Origin of the sequence: Bradyrhizobium sp. AZCC 1721 (assembly GCF_036924715.1) — a bacterium.
In the GTDB taxonomy this organism is placed as follows: domain Bacteria; phylum Pseudomonadota; class Alphaproteobacteria; order Rhizobiales; family Xanthobacteraceae; genus Bradyrhizobium.
This window is the reverse complement of the sequence record NZ_JAZHSB010000001.1, coordinates 2,935,794-2,955,101: the sequence shown is the minus strand read 5'-3', so window position 1 is coordinate 2,955,101 and position 19,308 is coordinate 2,935,794. Positions and strand designations below refer to the sequence as shown.

At 62.2% G+C, this 19,308-nt stretch carries 17 protein-coding genes and 3 pseudogenes; 12 read left to right on the top strand and 8 right to left on the bottom strand.

Annotated features, from left to right (window positions below; translation table 11 throughout):
* Positions 1 to 66: 66 nt before the first annotated feature.
* From V1273_RS13920 to V1273_RS13905, 4 genes are all read right to left on the bottom strand, one after another.
* Positions 67 to 1,155 (bottom strand): TRAP transporter substrate-binding protein, encoded by a 1,089-nt coding sequence (locus V1273_RS13920; RefSeq protein ID WP_334368178.1) that lies wholly within the window; start codon positions 1,153 to 1,155, stop codon positions 67 to 69.
* 173 nt (positions 1,156 to 1,328) lie between these two features.
* A complete protein-coding gene (locus V1273_RS13915; RefSeq protein WP_334368177.1) occupies positions 1,329 to 2,417 on the bottom strand; it encodes a TRAP transporter substrate-binding protein in 1,089 nt (362 codons plus the stop codon).
* A 181-nt stretch (positions 2,418 to 2,598) separates the two neighbouring features.
* Complete coding sequence (locus V1273_RS13910) at positions 2,599 to 3,732, bottom strand: Mrp/NBP35 family ATP-binding protein (RefSeq protein ID WP_334409959.1); 1,134 nt, start codon at positions 3,730 to 3,732, stop codon at positions 2,599 to 2,601.
* A gap of 176 nt (positions 3,733 to 3,908) precedes the next feature.
* A complete protein-coding gene (locus V1273_RS13905) occupies positions 3,909 to 4,346 on the bottom strand; it encodes a VOC family protein (RefSeq protein WP_065728480.1) in 438 nt (145 codons plus the stop codon).
* A 166-nt stretch (positions 4,347 to 4,512) separates the two neighbouring features.
* Here V1273_RS13905 and V1273_RS13900 point away from each other — a divergent pair.
* The 4 genes and pseudogenes from V1273_RS13900 to V1273_RS13885 form a co-directional block, all read left to right on the top strand.
* A pseudogene (locus V1273_RS13900) lies at positions 4,513 to 5,391 on the top strand (NAD(P)-dependent oxidoreductase); the annotation flags it as partial.
* Between the two features lie 203 nt (positions 5,392 to 5,594).
* Positions 5,595 to 7,196 carry a sensor histidine kinase gene (locus tag V1273_RS13895; protein ID WP_334368175.1) on the top strand — a complete coding sequence of 534 codons (1,602 nt, stop codon included), beginning with the start codon at positions 5,595 to 5,597 and terminating at the stop codon, positions 7,194 to 7,196.
* A 45-nt stretch (positions 7,197 to 7,241) separates the two neighbouring features.
* The gene (locus V1273_RS13890; protein ID WP_334368174.1) at positions 7,242 to 7,445 is read left to right on the top strand and encodes a DUF1289 domain-containing protein; all 204 of its coding nucleotides are present in this window, start codon (positions 7,242 to 7,244) and stop codon (positions 7,443 to 7,445) included.
* A 28-nt stretch (positions 7,446 to 7,473) separates the two neighbouring features.
* Positions 7,474 to 8,031: a TIGR02281 family clan AA aspartic protease gene (locus V1273_RS13885; protein WP_334368173.1), complete on the top strand. Its 558-nt coding sequence runs from the start codon at positions 7,474 to 7,476 to the stop codon at positions 8,029 to 8,031.
* Between the two features lie 98 nt (positions 8,032 to 8,129).
* Here V1273_RS13885 and V1273_RS13880 read toward each other — a convergent pair whose 3' ends face one another.
* Complete coding sequence (locus V1273_RS13880) at positions 8,130 to 8,636, bottom strand: AAA family ATPase (RefSeq protein WP_334368172.1); 507 nt, start codon at positions 8,634 to 8,636, stop codon at positions 8,130 to 8,132.
* A 340-nt stretch (positions 8,637 to 8,976) separates the two neighbouring features.
* Between V1273_RS13880 and V1273_RS13875 the strand changes: the two genes are divergently transcribed.
* Positions 8,977 to 9,171 (top strand): hypothetical protein, encoded by a 195-nt coding sequence (locus tag V1273_RS13875; RefSeq protein ID WP_334409958.1) that lies wholly within the window; start codon positions 8,977 to 8,979, stop codon positions 9,169 to 9,171.
* A gap of 63 nt (positions 9,172 to 9,234) precedes the next feature.
* On the opposite strand, the gene V1273_RS13870 is transcribed toward V1273_RS13875, so the two are convergent.
* Complete coding sequence (locus tag V1273_RS13870; protein ID WP_334368170.1) at positions 9,235 to 9,717, bottom strand: MarR family winged helix-turn-helix transcriptional regulator; 483 nt, start codon at positions 9,715 to 9,717, stop codon at positions 9,235 to 9,237.
* Between the two features lie 176 nt (positions 9,718 to 9,893).
* On the opposite strand from V1273_RS13870, the gene V1273_RS13865 reads away from it, so the two are divergent.
* From V1273_RS13865 to V1273_RS13845, 5 genes and pseudogenes are all read left to right on the top strand, one after another.
* Complete coding sequence (locus V1273_RS13865) at positions 9,894 to 10,412, top strand: flavin reductase family protein (protein WP_334409957.1); 519 nt, start codon at positions 9,894 to 9,896, stop codon at positions 10,410 to 10,412.
* A 48-nt stretch (positions 10,413 to 10,460) separates the two neighbouring features.
* Positions 10,461 to 11,693, top strand: coding sequence for an acyl-CoA dehydrogenase family protein (locus V1273_RS13860; protein WP_334409955.1), 1,233 nt, complete (start codon positions 10,461 to 10,463; stop codon positions 11,691 to 11,693).
* 40 nt (positions 11,694 to 11,733) lie between these two features.
* Complete coding sequence (locus tag V1273_RS13855) at positions 11,734 to 12,759, top strand: amidohydrolase family protein (protein WP_334409954.1); 1,026 nt, start codon at positions 11,734 to 11,736, stop codon at positions 12,757 to 12,759.
* 43 nt (positions 12,760 to 12,802) lie between these two features.
* Positions 12,803 to 14,041, top strand: a pseudogene (locus V1273_RS13850) (MFS transporter); the annotation flags it as partial.
* A gap of 201 nt (positions 14,042 to 14,242) precedes the next feature.
* Positions 14,243 to 15,310, top strand: a complete 1,068-nt coding sequence (locus V1273_RS13845) for a maleylacetate reductase (protein WP_334412209.1) — start codon at positions 14,243 to 14,245, stop codon at positions 15,308 to 15,310.
* 94 nt (positions 15,311 to 15,404) lie between these two features.
* Here V1273_RS13845 and dusA read toward each other — a convergent pair whose 3' ends face one another.
* A complete protein-coding gene (gene dusA, locus V1273_RS13840) occupies positions 15,405 to 16,394 on the bottom strand; it encodes a tRNA dihydrouridine(20/20a) synthase DusA (protein ID WP_334368164.1) in 990 nt (329 codons plus the stop codon).
* Between the two features lie 737 nt (positions 16,395 to 17,131).
* On the bottom strand, positions 17,132 to 17,761 hold the full coding sequence (locus V1273_RS13835; protein ID WP_334409953.1) for a TetR/AcrR family transcriptional regulator: 630 nt from the start codon (positions 17,759 to 17,761) through the stop codon (positions 17,132 to 17,134).
* Positions 17,762 to 17,991: 230 nt separating this feature from the next.
* On the opposite strand from V1273_RS13835, the pseudogene V1273_RS34025 reads away from it, so the two are divergent.
* Positions 17,992 to 18,063: pseudogene (locus V1273_RS34025) on the top strand (hypothetical protein); the annotation flags it as partial.
* A 4-nt stretch (positions 18,064 to 18,067) separates the two neighbouring features.
* Positions 18,068 to 19,300 carry a phytoene desaturase family protein gene (locus tag V1273_RS13830; RefSeq protein WP_334409952.1) on the top strand — a complete coding sequence of 411 codons (1,233 nt, stop codon included), beginning with the start codon at positions 18,068 to 18,070 and terminating at the stop codon, positions 19,298 to 19,300.
* Positions 19,301 to 19,308: the final 8 nt, after the last annotated feature.

Genomic DNA, 19,308 nt, shown 5'->3' with positions numbered 1-19,308 from the left:
CCCAAATAAAGAACCCCGGAGCTTTCGCTCCGGGGTTTTTGCTGCCGATTTCTCTCTCGGCGGCAATCAACTCTGCGAACGGCGAGCCATGAAGTAGTCGTAACCGAGTTCGGCGACCTGGAACCACTGATATCCGTTGTTCGTAAAGCTGCTCAGCGACTCGTTGACCTTCTTGAAGTCCGCGTTGCCGGCGGAGACTTCGCTGTGCAATTCCTTCGCGGCCTTGTAGCAGGCTTCCATGACTGGCGCCGGGAATGCCTGCAGCTTGGCGCCGCCCGCAATCAGCTTGCGGAGCGCGAGAGGATTGGCTTGGTCGTATTTCGCCATCATCCAGTTATTGGCCTGATGACCGGCCTGCTCGAGAACGCTCTGGTAGAATTTCGGCAGCGCATTCCACTTGTCGAGGTTGACGAACGCCAGCAGCATCGGTCCGCCTTCCCACCAGCCGGGATAGTAATAGTGGGGCGCGACCTTGTAGAAGCCGAGCTTCTCGTCATCGTAGGGACCAACCCATTCCGCGCCGTCGATGGTACCCTTCTCCAGCGCCGGATAGATATCGCCGCCGGCGATTTGCTGAGGCACCGCGCCTAGCTTCTGCAAAACCTTCCCCGAGAAGCCGCCGATACGGAATTTGAGGCCCTTGAGATCGTCGACCGTCTTGATCTCCTTCCGGAACCAGCCGCCCATCTGGCAGCCGGTGTTGCCGGCCAGCAGCGAGGTGACGTTGTACTTCTTGTAGAACTCGTTGAGCAGTTCCTTGCCGCCGCCCAACATGTACCAGGCCTGGTTCAGGCGCTGGTTCGGGCCGAACGGCACCGCGGAGCCAAAGGTGAAGGTCGGATCCTTGCCGAAATAGTAGTACGAGGCAGTATGTCCGATCTCGCAGGTGCCGTTTTGCACAGCATCCAGAACCTGCAGACCCGGCACGATCTCACCGCCTGCAAAGGTCTGGATCTGAAACTTGTTGTCGGTGGCTTCGCCGACCATCTTGGCCATCAATTCGGCACCGCCATAGAGCGTGTCCAAGGACTTCGGCCAGCTCGTCGGCATGCGCCACTTGATTTCGGGCAAGCCCTGCGCAATCGCGGGCGCTGCGATCGTTGCAGCACCTGCCGCACCCAAGCCGGTTACTTTGAGAAAATCTCTTCGCTTCATATTCCATCCCTTTTGGTTGTGCCGGTCAGCCTTCGTGTCGAGGCTTGGAATCAAGCATGGAACATCCGGCCACCGATTTCCATAAGTAATTGGATGGAAACGCGAAAAAGCCCGACCTTCCTGCGAAGGCCGGGCTTTCTCGTAAGCGCTTTGGGATAGGTATCCGGCTCCGATCAGCCGCGCGTGCGCGAACGGATCATGAAACTGTCATAGGTATACTCGGCGACCTGCCACCACAGATACTGGTCGGAGCGATAGGCCTGCATCGCGTCGATTGCCTTCTTGAAGTCCGCGTTCTTGCCGGAGATTTCGCCCCACAATTCGTTGGTCGACTTCAGGCAAGCTTCCAGCACTTCGTTGGTGAACGGACGAAGCTGCGTGCCACTAGCGACCAGACGCTTCAGTGCCGCGGGGTTCAGCATGTCGTAGCGCTGATTCATCCAGGCATTGGTGTTCGCCGCCGCGTTGGTGAGAATGCCCTGGTAGCTCTTCGGCAATTCATTCCACTTCTCCAGATTGGCGAAGGCGTGGACCGTCGGGCCGCCCTCCCAGAAGCCGGGGTAGTAGTAGAACTTCGCGACCTTCTGGAAGCCGAGCTTCTCGTCGTCATACGGGCCGACCCACTCGGCAGCGTCGATGGTGCCCTTTTCCAGCGCCGGATAGATATCGCCGCCGGCGATCTGCTGCGGCACCACGCCAACCTTCTGCAGGACCTGGCCGGCGATGCCGCCGATGCGCATCTTGAGGCCCGACAGATCAGCAACGGTCTTGATCTCCTTGCGGAACCAGCCGCCCATCTGGGTGCCGGTATTGCCGCAGGGGAAGCCGATCACGCCGGACTTCTTGAAGAACTCGTTGGCGAGTTCGTTACCGCCGCCTTGCGCCAACCAAGAGTTCTGCTGGCGCGCATTGAGACCGAACGGCACCGCCGAAAAGATCGCAAAGGTCGGATCCTTGCCGACGTAATAATACGAAACGGTGTGGCACATCTCGACGGTATTCTTGGAAGTCGCGTCGAGCGCCTGCAGACCCGGAACCAGCTCGCCGGCCTGGAAGACCTGGATCTGGAATTTGTTATCGGTCATTTCGGCGACCTGCTTCGCCAGGTGCTCGGCACCGCCGTAGATAGTGTCGAGCGACTTCGGGAAGCTCGACGTCAGGCGCCATTTGATCTCAGGCGACGATTGCGCGATCGCCGGCGAGGCAACGGCTGTCGCGGCAGCACCGGCCGCTGAAACCTTCAAAAAATCACGACGCTTCATTCAAGCTCTCCTTCGGGTCGTTCCCCAAATTTCCTCGAGCGTTCCTCCGGCGGGACGAATTCCACGGCATCCGGGGCGCTCTGGCGGGGGCGCTTTAACACGGAAGTTCGCGTTCGAAAACGCGACAAAGGCATGACTGCACTGATTAAACGAAAGTCGTATGGGCGCGGACAATGCAACCTCAGGCCGCGGCAATCGCGCCCTGAAGCTGGTCGCGAACCTTGGTCCCGATGGCCCGGTAGACCGCGGCATGCGGGCCATCAGGCTCGCTAGCCACCACCGGATTACCTTCATCCGAGGTGGTCCGGATCGACATGTGCAGTGGAATTTCGCCCAAGAATGGGACACCCAGCCGCTCCGCCTCATGGCGCGCGCCGCCATGGCCGAAAATGTCCGAGCGCGTGCCGCACTCGGGACACTGGAAGTAGCTCATGTTCTCGACGATGCCGAGCACCGGCACGTTGACCTTCCTGAACATCGCAAGCCCCCGCCGCGCGTCGATCAGGGAGAGGTCCTGCGGGGTTGAGATAATCACCGCTCCCTTCAGCGGCACGTTCTGCGCCAGGGTCAATTGCGCGTCTCCCGTACCGGGCGGCATATCGACGACGAGAATATCGAGCGTGCCCCACGCCACGTCACGCAACATCTGGGTGATCGCCGACATCACCATCGGCCCGCGCCAGATCATCGCGGTGTCTTCCTCGACCAGGAAGCCGATCGACATGATCGAAAGCCCGAAACGCTTGATCGGAATCATCTTGCGGTCGTCGTTGAGCTGCGGCTTTTCGCTGATGCCGGTGAGCCGCGGCACCGAGGGGCCGTAAATGTCGGCATCGAGCAGCCCGACGCGCAGGCCGAGGTCGCGTAGGCCAAGCGCCAAATTGAGCGCTGTGGTCGACTTGCCGACACCGCCCTTGCCCGAGGCCACGGCGATGATGGCGGCAACGCCAGGAATCTCCGCCTGCTTCGACATCGGCGACGCCGCGCCCTGCGGCGGGCGGTGGGCAGAAGCGGGTTGCACGCCATGCGCATGCCGATGCGCCGCGGGCGCGGCCTGCGGCGATCCTGGCTTGCGCTCGGCCGTGAGCGCGATCATTGCGGTGCTGACACCGGGGATCGCGCGCACCGCGGCTTCGGCCTGCGCGCGCACGCTTTCCCAGGCTTGAGCCTCTGCGGCGTCGACATTGATGGAGAAGAACACCTTGCCGTCGGTGACCGAGATCGCCGACAGTACGTTGGCATTGGTCAGTGTCACGCCGCGCGGCGAGGCCACCCGGCGAAGGGCATCGAGAACCTGTTGCTGTGTTACGCTCACTCGCGCATCTCCTGAAGCCCTTGCGGTTCCGAGTGAGAACCGGGCCCCACTCGCTTGTTTTGACGCGCATTCTTGACGCGAACCCGACCCGCTCCGGACCAAGTCCGAAAGCGGAGCCGCGTTCCAAGACGCTATGCCAGTCTGATGCGACCCATAGAGCGGTTCAGCGCAAAAGGCTATCTCGCTCCGACGTCATCCCGCCGCTCCGCGGGGGCGGCAGCCGCCTGCTCCTTGGCCGCCTCGTAATTCAGCTCGATCATCACGCCATTGGGGTCATTGACGAAGATCTGCCAGAGATCACCGCCCGGAACCTGCCGGGAGTCGTACGCCATGCCCTTCTGTTCCAGCCGCCGTTTCATGCCGTCAAAGCCGTAGCTGGCAAACGCGACATGGTGGACAACGCCGGAATCGGGCTTTTGCGGCTCGTCGGTCTTGGAGATATCGACGAGGTGCACCACCGCCTTGCCCTCGCTGTACATCCACGCCCCGGGAAATGCGAAGTTCGGCCGCGCGCCCTTTTCCAGGCCCAGAATGTCCTCATAGAACCGGACCGTATCGGCAAGGTTGCGGGTCCGGATGTTGAAATGGTCGAGCACGCCCACGCTGACGCCCATGCGATGTCACTCCCTTTTTTGTGAGGTTCTTGAGGAACTATCCTAGCACGAATCCGGCCCCGCCCACCAACGAAGGCGTTGCCCTCCCCTGCGCAGCGGTTATGGTGCGGCTCCTCCAAAAACACCGTCCGGCCGGCCCAACGTCGCCGGCGAAAACTCCAAGGTAACACACATGGCTAAAGTCGCTTTTCTCGGTCTCGGCGTAATGGGCTTCCCCATGGCAGGACATCTGGCGAAAAAAGGCGGCCACGAGGTGACCGTGTACAACCGGACCGGGGCCAAGGCGAAGGAGTGGGCGGACAAGTTCGGCGGGCGCACCGCGCCGACGCCGAAGGCCGCGGCGGAAGGTCAGGATTTCGTGATGTGCTGCGTCGGCAACGACAATGACCTGCGCGCGGTCACGATCGGCACCGATGGCGCCTTCGCCGGCATGAAGAAGGGTGCGGTATTCGTCGATCACACCACCGCCTCCGCCGAAGTCGCCCGCGAGCTCGATGCTGCCGCCGTCAAGGCCGGCTTCAAGTTCATCGACGCGCCGGTGTCCGGTGGCCAGGCGGGGGCGGAAAACGGCGTGCTGACGGTGATGTGCGGCGGCAAGGAAGACGCCTATGCCGCTGCCGAGCCGATCATTTCCGGCGCTTACGCAAGGATGTGCAAACTGCTCGGGCCCGCCGGCGCCGGACAGCTCACCAAGATGGTCAATCAGATCTGCATCGCAGGTCTCGTCCAGGGACTGTCCGAGGGCATTCATTTCGCCAAGAAGTCAGGACTCGACGTCGCGTCCGTGATCGAGACCATCTCCAAGGGCGCGGCGCAGTCCTGGCAGATGGAGAACCGCTACAAGACCATGAACGACGGCAAGTTCGACTTCGGCTTTGCCGTCGAATGGATGCGCAAGGACCTCTCGATCTGCATCAGTGAGGCCCGCCGCAACGGCGCCAACCTGCCGGTGACCGCCCTCGTCGATCAGTTCTACGCCGAGGTCGAGAAGATGGGCGGCAAACGCTGGGATACGTCGAGCCTTTTGGCCCGGCTGGAGCGGTGAGTTAAAGAAAGAGGTTAAGGCAACGAGCAAAGCCCCCGCTTCTTATCCAGTCAGAAGCGGGGGTTCCGTCTGCCCGACAGGTTAATTTTAACTTCCTGTTTACGAGAATTTTTAGCTCTTTAAGTCATCGCTTAATGATTTAGCGGCACAGATAGACAATGCAAAAGCCCGCGCAGTTCGCGGGCAGGATTTTGTGTTGTTCAATGAGTAACCCCGCAGAGAAGCCCGAGGTTGTCCAGCTTCCGGCAGAAGCGCCGGTCGCACCAGCGGTCAGCACCCGGCGCGTGGCGGCGCAGCGGGTGCGCGAGGCGCGGGATCGGTTAACGTCGACCAGCGGGACCCGCCCCGCCTTCGATACCGAATTGCTCCGACAATACGCCCAGACCCGGGTATCGGCTTCCTTCGTGGTCATGCTGCTGGTGGTTGCGACCGGCGTGTTGTTCGGCCTGTGGAAGTACGCTGTGCCGGCCGCGGTCTGGACCGTCGGCATGCTCTGCGTCCATGCCGCCATCATTCGCAACTGCAAGCGCTTCCTAGGCGAGCCGCCTACGCTCGCCGCCACGCGCAAATGGCAAACCCGCTTCGTGCTGCTCGACTTGCTCTACGGCCTGAGCTGGACGGCGATCCTGCTCCACCCGGCCGGCCTCGACGTCGTCTCGAACACGATGATGATGTTCCTGATGCTGCTGGTGATCGCGGTGTCGAGCATGCTGGCAGCGACGCTGCCCATTGCGGCGGTGGCGGCAACCGTGCCGGTGACGGCGGCGATCGCGCTCAACTTCGTGATGGGCGGAACCTTCGACAACTACGCGCTCGCGCTGCTGGCGGTCGCCGCTGAAAGCTATTTTGCGCTACTCGCCCATCAGCTCCATTCGACGACGCTGCAAACCCTGGAAGCACGCGCCGAGAAGGACGCGCTGATCGGCGAGCTCGAACAGGCCAAGGCGATTTCGGACGAAGCGCGGCACCGCGCCGAATCCGCCAACGTCGCCAAGTCGCGCTTTCTGGCGCAGATGAGCCACGAGCTGCGCACGCCGCTGAACGCGATCCTCGGATTCTCCGAGGTGATGAAGAGCGAAATCTTCGGCGCGCATGCGGTGCCGGTCTACAAGGAATATTCCGCCGACATCCACAATTCGGGCGTCCACCTGCTCAATCTCATCAACGAGATTCTCGATCTGTCGCGGATCGAGGCCGGCCGCTACGAACTCAACGAGGAAGCGGTTTCGCTCGTCCATGTCGTTTCCGATTGCCACCATCTGTTGAAGCTGCGCGCGAGCAGCCGCGGCATCACCATTCATGAGGTGTTCGAGCACGGCATGCCCAGGATCTGGGGCGACGAGCGCGCCACGCGCCAGGTCGTGCTCAATCTCATATCCAACTCGATCAAGTTCACTCCGCCGGGCGGCGATATCTGGCTTAAGGTCGGCTGGACTGCGTCCGGTGGACAATATCTCAGCGTCAAGGACACCGGCTCCGGCATTGCCGAGGATGAAATCCCGATCGTGCTGGCTTCGTTTGGCCAGGGCTCCAACTCGATCAAATCGGCCGAACAGGGCGCGGGCCTGGGCTTGCCGATCGCCAAGAGCCTGATCGACATGCATGGCGGCACCTTCACGCTGAAATCGAAACTGCGCATCGGCACCGAAGTCATCGTTACCTTCCCGCCGGAGCGCGTGATGAGCGCGCTGGCGCCGATGGTCGAAGAGGAAGCACCGCCGCTGCAGCCGGAACCCACCGCATCCGCCGACGACAAGCGGCGGCCGCGTCACAAGCCGATCATGAGTGCCGGCACCGGCCTGTAGTTGGAGCGCTTGCGCCGAGGACTCAAACCGTTTCACTATCCAGGAATGAGCAAAGAAACGCCGTGTATCGCAGTCTGTATGATGGATCCCAAAACCAAACTCTGCTTCGGCTGCGGACGAACGTTGCCGGAGATCGCGCGCTGGCACCGCATGGAAACGGCGGAGCGATTGGCCGTGATGGAAGGGCTTGCGGCGCGCATGGTGGATGCGGGCCTGGTTCCGATGCCGCCGCGCGCCGAACGCGGCTGATCACCGGAGGAAACGGCGGAGGCGCCCAGTGATCCGCATCATGCTCGTTCTGGCAATGCTCGCCGCCACCGCAGGCGCCGTGGTCGCCTATGGCGATCCGAACCAGATCGCGCGCGCCAGCAACTCGGTATCGAAAATGCTGTGGCAACGCAGCCTGCAGCCGGCGCCCGCCGTGGAGATCGCGCGCGGCAAAGCCGGCGAATTCGCGCTGCACGCCAAGATCAACGGCGTCAAGGCGCCGATGGTGATCGACACCGGCGCCACTTCGGTGGTGCTGACCTGGGAGACGGCGAAGGCGATCGGCCTGCCGATCGAGATGCTCGAATACAATGTCGATGTCGAAACCGCCGGCGGCCATACCAAGGCGGCGCGGCTGACCCTCGATCGTCTCGCGGTCGGCGGCCTCGTCGAGAAATCGGTCCCGGCGCTGGTGGTGCCGCGCGGATTGATGAAGACCAACCTGCTCGGCATGAGCTTTCTCGACCGGCTGGAAAGCTGGGGCGTGCAGGCCGACAAGCTGAAGCTGCACGGCTATCCCGAAGTGGCGGCGTCCAACCGCAAACGCACCCGCTCGGCTGCGAATTAGGGCGAGGACTCATAAACTGACGATGTCCGCTTGTTGGCATCTAATAGCGACACAAAGGCGGGCGTGCCGATATCGACGCACCGGGCCAATAGCTGCCATCATCTGCTTAGGAGATCGAACGCCTCCTCCACGCACTCTTCCAAGCTACGATGTGCTGTATCGATAATGATACGATCTCGATTCCATTTGTCGTAGGCACGGGCTGCAACTGCGTCCCAATTGGGTAAGTTCAGCCCCATGACGTCGCTTGATCTTGTCTCAATTCTCCGACGGTGCTCGACAAGATCGCTGCACACGACTTCTAGCCAGATAACCTCGGCTGCGGCACGCCGCCCCGCCGCTTCCCAACCGTCCCGTGCCTCTTGGCAATCGTTTACACAATCCGCGACAATATCTAGGCCGAGGGCTAGATTGTCGGCAGCGATCGACTGAGCCGCTCGATAGCTCCAATCGAAGAGATCGCTCGGCGCCGTACCGGATGCCCAGATTGCCTGATCCATCGAGTCGATGCGTAGCCAGATGGCACCGGAACGCCCCGCCAGACGCCGCGCTATGCTCGACTTGCCAACCCCCGGCAAGCCAGCCAATGCGATCAGCCTTGCCATTGCACCTCAATCTTATCTCGACCAAGCGGGCCAATGCTAGCGCAGCTTCGCAGCTATTTCCACGTGAACTGTCGTGTCTGCAACGGGCACTCGCGTCGCTTTAACGGCGTACCGATCACTTCTGGTCTGCTCCGGCAAACAGGCACCTCAAGTCTCCGTCGGGACGTTCTCGAATGCGCCAAGGCGGAAGTGATTCCGACTTGCGACGTCGCGAAACTGCGATTGTACGACACATCGAAAATAGCTTTGTGAAGCCATTTCCTGCGTAAGGGGAATGGCCGCCGCGCCGATCCCTCCCATTTTGGTGCGGGGGCACGTCATGCGCCATCGGAGATCGGCAATGACCATAAGGAGCTTTTGCACACTTGCCGCCGCCATCTTTGCCCTGATCGCACTTCTGCAGTTGATCCGGATCGTGATGGGATGGTCCGTCACCTTGAATGGCGTCGATGTTCCGTTCTGGCCGAGCTGGATTGCGGTCATCGTGGCTGGCGCGTTGAGCTTCGTCGGCTTTCGCGCCGTCATGCGCGGCTAAAGGCTGGCAGAGACGCCGGCCGGGCCGATCTGCCATCAGGCGCCCGCCAGTCGGCCGCAAGAGTCACGCTTTCGCCTTCGCCGCCTTGCGCGCCTTGTTGACTTCCGCGATCTCGGGCTCGATCGAATTCAGGCTCTCGTAGATTTCTGCGAGCACCGTCTTCAGGTCCGAAACGTTCTTCGACGGAAAATTGCGGACCGCCACCTCCTCGAAATGGATGGCGATCGGGATCAATTCTTCCACCAGTGTCCGTCCCTTCGGCGTGAGGTTGATCGCGACCGTACGCGCGTTGTCCTTCAGCCGCGTGCGCGTTACGAGGCCTCGCCGCTTCATCTCCCCGATCAGGCGCGACAGCGTCGATATCTCGATCGTCGTCATGTCGGCGAGATCGCCGAGGCGCTGATCGCCTTTCTCCCAGAGCGCGGCCATCACGCGGTACATCGGTAATGTCACGCCATAACCCGCGATGCGCCGGGAAAACAGGTCGCCCATCCGCACGCCGACGCGGTTGAGCATGTAGGGCAAGGAATTCGTCAGCCGGTACAAGATCTTGCATTCCGCCTTGGTGCAACTTTTGCACTCTTCAATAGCCGGGCGCCGATCATTTTTCAAGGCAATTGTTGCATTTGAAAATTTCTGGTTGACTTGTCATTTGCAAATGCAATTATTGTTCACGAAAATTAAGCCGCCGATCAAGAGCGGATTGTTCAGTGGAGGAAACCATGTCGCTGGATTCGGCATCCGACGAATTGCGTGAAACGTTCAAGCGCGCGTTGCGGCGATTTCCTGCCGCCGTGTCGGTGATCACGTCTGCGGACCAGAACCGCCGCCACGGGATGACGGCGACCGCGGTGACATCGCTGTCGCTCGACCCTCCTTCGCTGATCGTCTGCGTCAACCAACAAACGCTGCTGCACGACATCATGCTGCTGGCACGCCGGTTTTGCGTCAACGTTCTGCGCCGTGACCAGACCACACTTTCATCCGCCTTCAGCGGCGCGGTGCCGGCCGACGAACGGTTCGGGCTTGGCGACTGGATGACCTCGCCCGAGGGCGTCACCTACCTCGCCGACGCCCAGATCAACATCTTCTGCAAGAAGGCCGCCGCCGTCCCCTACGGCACGCATACGATTTTCATCGGCGAAGCTGAGACCGTGAACGTGCGCGATCCGATCGAGCCCCTGATCTACCAGGACGCGACCTACTGCTTCTCGGTGCCGCACGACAGCCAGGCTGCGTGATCCGCCAAGCCGCCGCCTTCCAGCCCATCCAAGATACGGAGCAAACCAATGGTATCAGTCGCCCAGTTGAAGGATGTATCTGCGCCGCCGGCCGCTCGCCCCGACATTAGCGAGTTGCGGAGCCGCGTGGCGCAGATCGCGCCGCAGATCAAGGCGCGCGCCCACACCACGGAAAAGACGGGCCGCGTGCCGGAAGAGAACATCACGGCGCTGCGCATGATCGGCTATTTCGATATCGTCAAGCCGGCGATGTTCGGCGGCTACGAGCACGATTTCGACGTGCTGGTCGAATTGAACATCGAGCTTGCGAAAAGCTGCGCCTCGACGGCGTGGGTCGGCGGCCTGCTGGCGGCGCATCAATGGCTGATCGCGGGATTTCCGGAAATCGCGCAGCGCGACGTCTGGGATGATAATCCAGACGCACTCGCTTGCGGCTCCTATGCGCCGGCCGCCAAGGCGATCGAGGTCGAGGGCGGCTATCGCCTCACCGGGCGCTGGTCGTTTGCCAGCGGCTGCGACAACGCGCAATGGGCGTTGTGTGCGGCGCTGTTGCCGTCGAAGACGGAAGCCGGCCAGCTTGCGCCGGCCTTCCTGTTGGTTCCGGCCTCCGACTACGTCATCGACGATACCTGGAACGTCGTCGGCCTCAGCGGCACCGGCAGCAAGACGCTCGTACTGTCAGACGTGTTCGTGCCGGCGCACCGCCTGCTGTCGTTCGCCGACACAACATCCGGCAAGACGCCGGGCGCTGCGCTCTATGCCGCCAACCCCACCTTCTCAATCCCGATGCTGTCGAACATTCCCTCTTGCCTGGCATCTAGCGCAGTCGGCGCCGCCGCCGGCGCGTTGGAGGACTATCTTGCCGTTACCTCGAGGCGAATCACGCGCGGCGCGGTGGCGGGCCATAACAACCGCATGGCGGATTTCCCGACCATCCAGTTACGTGTTGCGGAAGCGGCCGCCTCCGTCGATGCGGCGCGTGAAGTGCTGCTGCGCGATCTCAGGGACCGTGCGGCGACGATCCGCGACGGCAGGCCGGTCTCGACCGAGGACCGCATCGTCAGCCGGCGCGGCCAGGCGTTTTCAGTTGCGCTGGCCATCCGCGCCAGTGAGGCGCTGAACGCCTCGACCGGCGGGCTCGGCCTCGACCTTTCCAATCCGGTGCAGCGCGCCTGGCGCGATGCCAATGCCGTCGGCCGCCACATCAGCATGAACTGGGACGCCGTCGGCACCATGTACGGCCAGCTCGCGCTCGGGCTGACGCCCCAAGGTCAATACTAAGGGACAGTACTAACCAGCATCAGACATCAGCGAGGACAATATGCAGGGCAAGATCGCACTAGAGGAACATTTCGCCATCCCGGACACGCTGATGGACTCAGCGGGTTTCGTTCCGGACTCCTATTGGCCGGAGTTGAAGGACCGCCTGCTTGATATCCAGGACAAGCGGCTGGTGCAGATGGACCGCCACGGCGTCGAGATGATGATCCTGTCGCTGAACGCGCCGGCGGTGCAGGCGATTCCCGACATCATCCGCGCCAACGAGATCGCGATCCACGCCAACGATTTCCTCGCCGAACAGGTGGCAAAACGGCCGTCGCGATTCCAGGCCTTTGCCGCACTGCCGATGCAGGACCCCGATCTCGCGATCGCCGAACTCGAGCGCTGCATCAAGACGCTCGGCTTCCGCGGCGCGCTGGTCAACGGCTTCTCGCAAATCGGCGATGGCAAGCGGCCGATCTATTACGACCTGCCGCAATACTGGCCATTCTGGGAAGCTGTCGAGCAGACCGGCCTGCCCTTCTACCTGCATCCGCGCAATCCGCTGCCGGAAGACTGCGCAATCTATCAGGGGCATCCCTGGCTAATGGGCCCGACCTGGGCATTCGGGCAAGAAACCGCGGTTCATGCGCTGCGGCTGATGGGATCGGGATTGTTCGATGCCTATCCAAACCTGAAGATCATCCTCGGCCATATGGGTGAAGGCCTGCCCTACAGCATGTGGCGCGTCGATCATCGCAACGGCTGGGTCAAGGCACCGCCGAAACACAAGGCGAAAAAGAAGATCTGCGACTACTTCAACGCCAACTTCTTCCTGACCACGTCGGGCAATTTCCGCACGCAAACGCTGATCGATTCCATTCTCGAAATCGGAGCCGACCGCATCCTGTTCTCGGTCGACTGGCCGTTCGAGAACGTGGACCACGCCTCCGACTGGTTCAACAGCGCCAGCATCAGCGAGAACGATCGCCTGAAGATCGGCCGGCGCAACGCCATCGACCTGTTCAAGCTCGATCTCGGCGACTTGGCCATCGCCGAGCACGGCATCCATCAAGCCGCGGAATAAGCGGCCTCAAACGACATAATCACCATCTGGGAGGGATACGGCCATGGCCGCGCAGGCAATCGATCTTCACGAAGAACTCGCCGAAGCAAAGGTAGGAAAATTTCACTGGCGCCTCGGCGCCATCATGGGACTGCTAACACTGTTTGACGGATATGACACGTTCAACCCGGCTTACGTCATTCACTACGTCGCAAAGCCTTGGGGGCTGCAGGCCGGCCAGGCGGGACTGTTGATTTCCAGCGGCCTGGTTGGATTCCTGCTCGGGGCCGCCATCCACGGCATCATTGCCGACCGGCTCGGCCGCCGCGGCACCCTGCTCGGCGGCTTGTGGATCACCAGTATCTTCACGCTGCTCACCGCGACTTCGGCGGACTCGTTCCTCTCCTTCTGCATCCTGCGGCTCCTGACCGGCATCGGCCTCGGCGTGCTGCTGCCGCTCGCGACCACCTACATCAACGAGCTGGCGCCGCGGCGCGTGGCGAACACGTTTGCGCTGTGGGGCGTCGCACTTGGCTGGGCGCTTGGCGGCACCCTCGCCGGTGTCGCCGGCGTGTTTGCAACCCCGGTGTTCGGTTGGACGTCGCTGTACTGGATCGGCTCGCTGTCGTTCCTGCTCTTGCCGTTCATGCACATGATGCTGCCGGAATCGCCAAAATTCCTCGCACTCCAGGGCCGTACCGATGAAATCCGCGACATGCTGACGAAGCTTCGGCCCGAGCGCGCCAGCGCCTACAAGTTGGCTGAAATTGTCATCGGACAAGCGGAGAAGCCGGTCAATTCAGTGGCAGTGCTGCTGCAGTCGAAATATCGACGGACCACATTTGCGATCTGGGCCTCGGCCTTCCTCAGCCTGTTCTGCATCTTCGGCCTTTCGGGATGGATTCCGACGGTGATGATGCAGCGTGGAGAAACCTTTGCCGCAAGCTTCGGCTTCGGCGCGCTGATGCAGATCATGTCGTTCGTCGGCGGCCTTGTGCTTGGCCACCTCGTCGACCGGTCCGGCTATAGCCGCGGGCTGATCGCGACCTGGTGGGCCTTTGGCGGCCTCGCCGTGTTGTCGCTCGTGGTACTGAACGTCCACATCGTCAACATCACCTCGGTCGCCGCCGCCGGCTTCTTCATCATCGGCGCACAGTTCGTGCTGAACAATTTCACTGCGGCTTCCTATGAGACCGGCGTGCGCGCCACTGCTGTCGGAATGGAGCTCGGGGTCGCCCGCGTCGGCGCCATCCTCGGCCCGTTCGTGGCTGGTGCGCTTCAGCAATATTACCAGAGCCCGACACCGATGTTCCTGTCGATCGGCGTCTCCGCGATTGCCGCCGGGATGATTATCTTGCTGGCCAGGCGGCCGGCGAGCGCACCCGCAAGCAGCCTTGAAGAGGCGCCGGCTTGCGCAAGGTTGCACAGCCTGCCTCTTGAGCCGGAAGTCCGGCTCCGGGGTGGCCTGATCCTGGAGCCGGTCATTCGTCCGCAAGGAGCAACCATGCAAGACTTCGTCTACCAGAGCGCACCGATGCGGGTGGTGTTCGGCACCGGCACGCTGCGTCAATTGCCTGATGAATTGTCCCGCCTCGGCGTTACCCGCGCCCTCGTGCTGGCGACCCCGCGGCAGAAAGATCTGGTCGCCGGCATCCGGGAGATGATCGGCGAGCGCTTGGCCGGCGTCTTCACCGGAGCGGTCATGCATACGCCCGTCGAGGTGACGGAACAGGCGATGGAAGTCGTGCGCGAGATCGAGGCCGATGGCGTCATCGCGATCGGCGGCGGTTCGACCACCGGCCTCGGCAAGGCTATCGCCTTGCGCACCGATCTGCCGCAGATCGTGCTGCCCACCAGTTACGCCGGCTCGGAGATGACGCCGGTGGTCGGCCAGACCAGCGGCGGGATCAAGACCACCCAGTCGAGCCCGAAGATCCTCCCCGAGATCGTGATCTACGACGTCGATCTCACCATGACGATGCCGGCAAAACTATCGGCGACATCGGGCGTCAACGCCATCGCGCACGCGGTCGAGGCGCTCTACGCGCGCGATCGCAACCCCATCATATCGCTGATGGCGCAGGAAGGCATCGGCACGCTGGCGCGGGCGCTGCCGAAAATCTGCGCTGAGCCGAGCGACAGGGTCGCGCGCACCGACGCGCTCTATGGCGCCTGGCTCTGCGGCGTCTGCCTCGGGGCGGTCGGCATGGCGCTGCACCACAAGCTCTGCCATACGCTGGGCGGGCTGTTCAATCTGCCGCACGCGGAGACCCACACGGTCATTCTCCCGCATGCCCTCGCCTACAATGCACCGGCCGCACCTGAGGCGATGACACGCATCGCCACAGCGCTTGGCGTCAGCGACCCAGCGCTCGGCCTCCACGATCTGGCGCGAAAGCTTGCCGCGCCGCTGTCGCTGCGCGAGATCGGCATGCCCGAGAGCGGCATCGATCAGGCCGCCGACCTCGCGGTGAAGAATCCGTACTGGAATCCGCGCCCGATCGAGCGAGAGGCGATCCGCGAATTGATCACGCGCGCCTGGCGCGGCGACGCCCCACCAACCGCCCAATGATCCCTCTGGGCTGGACGTCGACATGCTGAACTACGATTTCGGCCAGAAGGCGGATTCCGAAACGCGCCGCGTCGCCGAGCGCGCCGCCTAAGCTTTACGCCGCGACCGGCTCCGCCGCGCGATCCTCGATCAATGCGACCGCATCGCGCAGCACGTCGACGCCGGCGCCCGGCCTGGTGCCCCTCTCCGCCAGATGGCGACGAAAGGCGCGCGCGCCGGGCACGCCGTGAAACGCGCCGACGAAATGCCGCGTCATCGAATGCAGCTTTGCTCCTTGGGCCAACTGGCCTTCGATATAAGGCAACATCGCTTCGAAGACGTCCTTCATCGTCGCGTGAGGTGCCGCCTCGCCGAACAATTCCGGATCGACGTCGAGTAGGCGCCACGGCTCCTGATAGGCCGCCCGCCCCAGCATCACGCCGTCGACATGGTCGAGGTGCCGCTTCGCCTCGGCAATACTGCCGACGCCGCCATTGATGATAATCGGCACACCCGGCAGCGCGGCCTTGAGTCGATAAACCCTGTCGTAATCGAGCGGCGGGATGTCGCGGTTTTCCTTCGGCGACAATCCGTTGAGCCAGGCCTTGCGGGCATGGACGATCAGCGCGTCCGCGCCGGCCGCAACCACGCCGCGCGCCAGCACGTCGAGCGCCACTTCCGGGTCCTGGTCGTCGATGCCGATCCGGCATTTCACTGTGACCGGAATCCTGACCGCGCGCTTCATGGCAACCACGCCCTCAGCGACCAGCGCCGGCTCCGCCATCAGGCAGGCCCCGAAGCGGCCATCCTTCACGCGGTCGGACGGACAGCCGACATTGAGATTGATTTCGTCGTAGCCAAAATCCTCGCCGATCCGCGCAGCGGTAGCGAGATCATGCGGAACGGAACCACCGAGCTGCAGCGCCACCGGATGCTCACTTCGGTCGAAGCCGAGCAGCCGCCTCCGGTCGCCATGAATAATGGCGCCGGTCGTCAGCATCTCCGTATAAAGCCGCGCGCGCCGGCTCATCAGACGGTGGAACACGCGGCAATGCCGGTCAGTCCAATCCATCATCGGGGCAATGCAAAATCGGTGCGCTAACATGTTGATGTTATTTCGCTTTATTGTCTCATTCGGTGCAGTTGATTTTTGGGCCGACAAATAGTTCAAGCTGACAGTTGAGGCATTTTCCTTTCATTTCAAGCCCTTAGACCGATTCGCGTTCGTCAATTTTGCGATGCTGCGCTTCGCCCGGTACAGCTTTGCAGTACCGAATGAGGCCGTGCAGTACCGCGCTAGTTCGTACCCTCCTGATCAAAACCCATCCAGTTCGGCCGCAAATAGCTTGCCCCTCTCCCGAAGCCCAGTGCTTCAGGACCACCGTCGTAGTGCTGGCGATGATAGAGTAAGAAAACTTGCGCGCTGCGGGCCGGACGTTTGCATTCTCGCTATGAATAACCGGCGTCGAGTAAATCACGGGTCAGCAAAGTCGCCAACCTAACCATCACTCTCGGGAGTTAGCCCCGCCCCATTCAAGCGGTTTCATTTGAGTGTCGGGGGTTCGAGTCGGTGGTTCGCTACATCGCGATGCTCACTATTATAGGAGCTTTGTTTTCATATCGGCGGACAACCGAGCTGGCTTTGGCGCTTTGACAGTCCCTATAGCCAACTCTTCCTGCGCGATAGTCCTGCGCCCCTTTGCGACAGCCAACAACACAGGTTTGAGAAAGGCTTGCTTATGCCTGGTCGTATAATTGGGAAGCGCAGCGAGAAAAATGACGAACTAGCGGATCGGAAGTTGCGCGCTCGGCGCGAGCTGAAGATTGGCAGGCCACTCAGTCTCAGGCTCGTTGCCTGCGCTGAGCAGCAGTCTTTGCTGCTGGCACGATGAAGCCGTACAAAAACTGGTCCACCACCATGTCGGCAAATTCCTGCGGCGCGATGTCGCCCTTGGGATCGTACCAGGTGTGGCTGAAGTTGAGTATGCCGAACAGCATCATGGTGTAGACGCGCTTCGATCGCTTGACGATTTTGCCTTCGGTATCAAGCCGGATCAGCAAGTCCGAAACCGTATCGACCAGTTGCCGCTCTAACGTCTTGATGGCCTTTTGCTCGGCTTCGGCAAGGAACGCCAGATCGTTCAGGATTAGGCGCTGCTCGTTGGTTGAGCGCGCGTTGAGTTCGACGATGGCGCGGATCGCGGCGCGGAACCGGTCGAGATTGGTCGACTGGCGTGCCATTGCTTCTTCGACATCGGCGATCATCTGGCGGACATGCGCGTCCAGGATGGCGAACAGGATCGCTTCCTTGGAATCGAAGTAGTGATACAGCGCGCCGCGCGAGAGCCGGCAGGCATCCGCCAGATCGGCAATCGAGGCGCGCATGTATCCCTGCTGCGCAAACAGCGTGCAGGCCGCGTTCAGAATGCCGCCCTGGATGTCGTCGTAATTTTCAGAGCGCGTCCGCGCCATGCGAGCCTCTCATAACCGGCCGCCGCGGAACGGCGGTCCGAATCCCCTTCTCGCCCTTCACTATCATACCGCCCAGGCGCCCGCCGCGGTCGACCTGGGCAGTCCTGTCATTCTAGACGCCTCAAAAAATTATTTGAACGGCCGGTCGGATTATAATATCATGCCTTCCCGTCAGACAAGCCGGACACGCCGGGAAAACCGGCGGCCGCGGCTCTCGGGAGGGAATTTCTGTGACCCAGCAACGGGCGGATGCTGTCGTGATCGGTGCCGGCGCCGGCGGGCTTTGCGCCGCGGCACGGCTGGTCCATGCGGGGCTGCGCACCATCGTCGTCGACGACAAGAGCGCGGATCGGCGGCCGCGCCTCCACGGAAGAAATCGACGGCTTCAAGGTTAATATCGGCGCGATCGCCATCGAATTCGGCGGCGTGTTCGAGGAAACATTTCACACGGTCGGCGCGCCCCTCGATATCCGCGCGCCTGAACCGGCCAGTTCGTTCCTGATCGACGGCAAGCTGATCGATGTCGGCCGCGGCGGCTGGTCGCTGCTGCTTGGACAACTCACCAAGCAGGCTTCACGCATCCTGGAAAAATTCGCCGACGCCCGCTCCGGCAACCTGCCGGATGGGCGCCAATCGACCGAGGACTGGCTGAAGGGCTACACCAGCAATGCCACCGTGCACGCCCTGTTCCGCAACCTCTGTGCGGCGATCTTCGCCTGCAACGCGGCCGAACTGCCGGCCCGCGCCTTCCTCACCTACTTCACCAGCAAGGGCGCGTTCAAGCGCTTCGGTTTTTGTCCGCAGGGAACGATCGGAGTCTGGAATTCGCTGGCCTCGGTGATCAGGCGCAATGGCGACATCTGGCTCGAGACGCCGGCGGTGAAGATTCACAGCAGCGGCGGCCGTGTCGAGGGCGTCAGCGTGATGCGGGATGGCCGGGAAATCCGGATCGATACCGACCTCGTCATCAGCAATGCCGGCCCGAAGACAACCGTCGCGCTCGGCGGCGAGGCGGCGTTTCCGCCTGATTATGTCGAACGCGTGCGCAGGGATCTGCGCCCTGCGGCCAATATCGTCATCAATATCGCCAGCCGCGAACCGCTGATCGCCCATCCCGGCATCGTCACTTTCGGCAAGACGCGCCGGCTCTGCAACATGGCGAACCTCACCGCGACCTGCCCTGAACTGGCGCCGGCCGGCTGGCATCTTTATGTCGCTTATGCCGTGCCTGTCCCGGCGCTCGGCGACTTCGACTCGGAAGCAGAAACCGCGCTGGCGCTGGAGGACTTGCGCGAGCAGTTTGCGAATTTCGACAAGGCAAAAATCCTGTCGATCCGCGTGATGCGCGACGACTGGCCGGCGCAACGAAGCTGCGCTGGTTATGATCTTCCGCGCGAGACCGGGATCGACGGCCTCTGGTGCGTCGGCGATGCCGTCAAGCAATACGGCAATGGCGGCACACAGGCCTGCGCAGAGACGGCCAAGCTGGTCACCGATGCGATCCTCGCCCGGCGGCCGCGCGTGCCGCTCGCCGGTTGAGACCGCTG

Excerpts from the sequence above, each read along its gene's own strand:
- V1273_RS13855 (WP_334409954.1), top strand. The coding sequence starts at position 11,734 with ATGCAGGGCAAGATCGCACTAGAGGAACATTTCGCCATCCCGGACACG.
- V1273_RS13830 (WP_334409952.1), top strand. The coding sequence starts at position 18,068 with ATGCGGGGCTGCGCACCATCGTCGTCGACGACAAGAGCGCGGATCGGC.
- V1273_RS13920 (WP_334368178.1), bottom strand. The coding sequence starts at position 1,155 with ATGAAGCGAAGAGATTTTCTCAAAGTAACCGGCTTGGGTGCGGCAGGT.
- V1273_RS13835 (WP_334409953.1), bottom strand. The coding sequence starts at position 17,761 with ATGGCGCGGACGCGCTCTGAAAATTACGACGACATCCAGGGCGGCATT.
- V1273_RS13845 (WP_334412209.1), top strand. The coding sequence starts at position 14,243 with ATGCAAGACTTCGTCTACCAGAGCGCACCGATGCGGGTGGTGTTCGGC.
- V1273_RS13880 (WP_334368172.1), bottom strand. The coding sequence starts at position 8,636 with ATGGCAAGGCTGATCGCATTGGCTGGCTTGCCGGGGGTTGGCAAGTCG.
- V1273_RS13895 (WP_334368175.1), top strand. The coding sequence starts at position 5,595 with ATGAGTAACCCCGCAGAGAAGCCCGAGGTTGTCCAGCTTCCGGCAGAA.
- V1273_RS13875 (WP_334409958.1), top strand. The coding sequence starts at position 8,977 with ATGACCATAAGGAGCTTTTGCACACTTGCCGCCGCCATCTTTGCCCTG.
- dusA (WP_334368164.1), bottom strand. The coding sequence starts at position 16,394 with ATGTTAGCGCACCGATTTTGCATTGCCCCGATGATGGATTGGACTGAC.
- V1273_RS13890 (WP_334368174.1), top strand. The coding sequence starts at position 7,242 with ATGAGCAAAGAAACGCCGTGTATCGCAGTCTGTATGATGGATCCCAAA.
- V1273_RS13860 (WP_334409955.1), top strand. The coding sequence starts at position 10,461 with ATGGTATCAGTCGCCCAGTTGAAGGATGTATCTGCGCCGCCGGCCGCT.
- V1273_RS13905 (WP_065728480.1), bottom strand. The coding sequence starts at position 4,346 with ATGGGCGTCAGCGTGGGCGTGCTCGACCATTTCAACATCCGGACCCGC.
- V1273_RS13865 (WP_334409957.1), top strand. The coding sequence starts at position 9,894 with ATGTCGCTGGATTCGGCATCCGACGAATTGCGTGAAACGTTCAAGCGC.
- V1273_RS13915 (WP_334368177.1), bottom strand. The coding sequence starts at position 2,417 with ATGAAGCGTCGTGATTTTTTGAAGGTTTCAGCGGCCGGTGCTGCCGCG.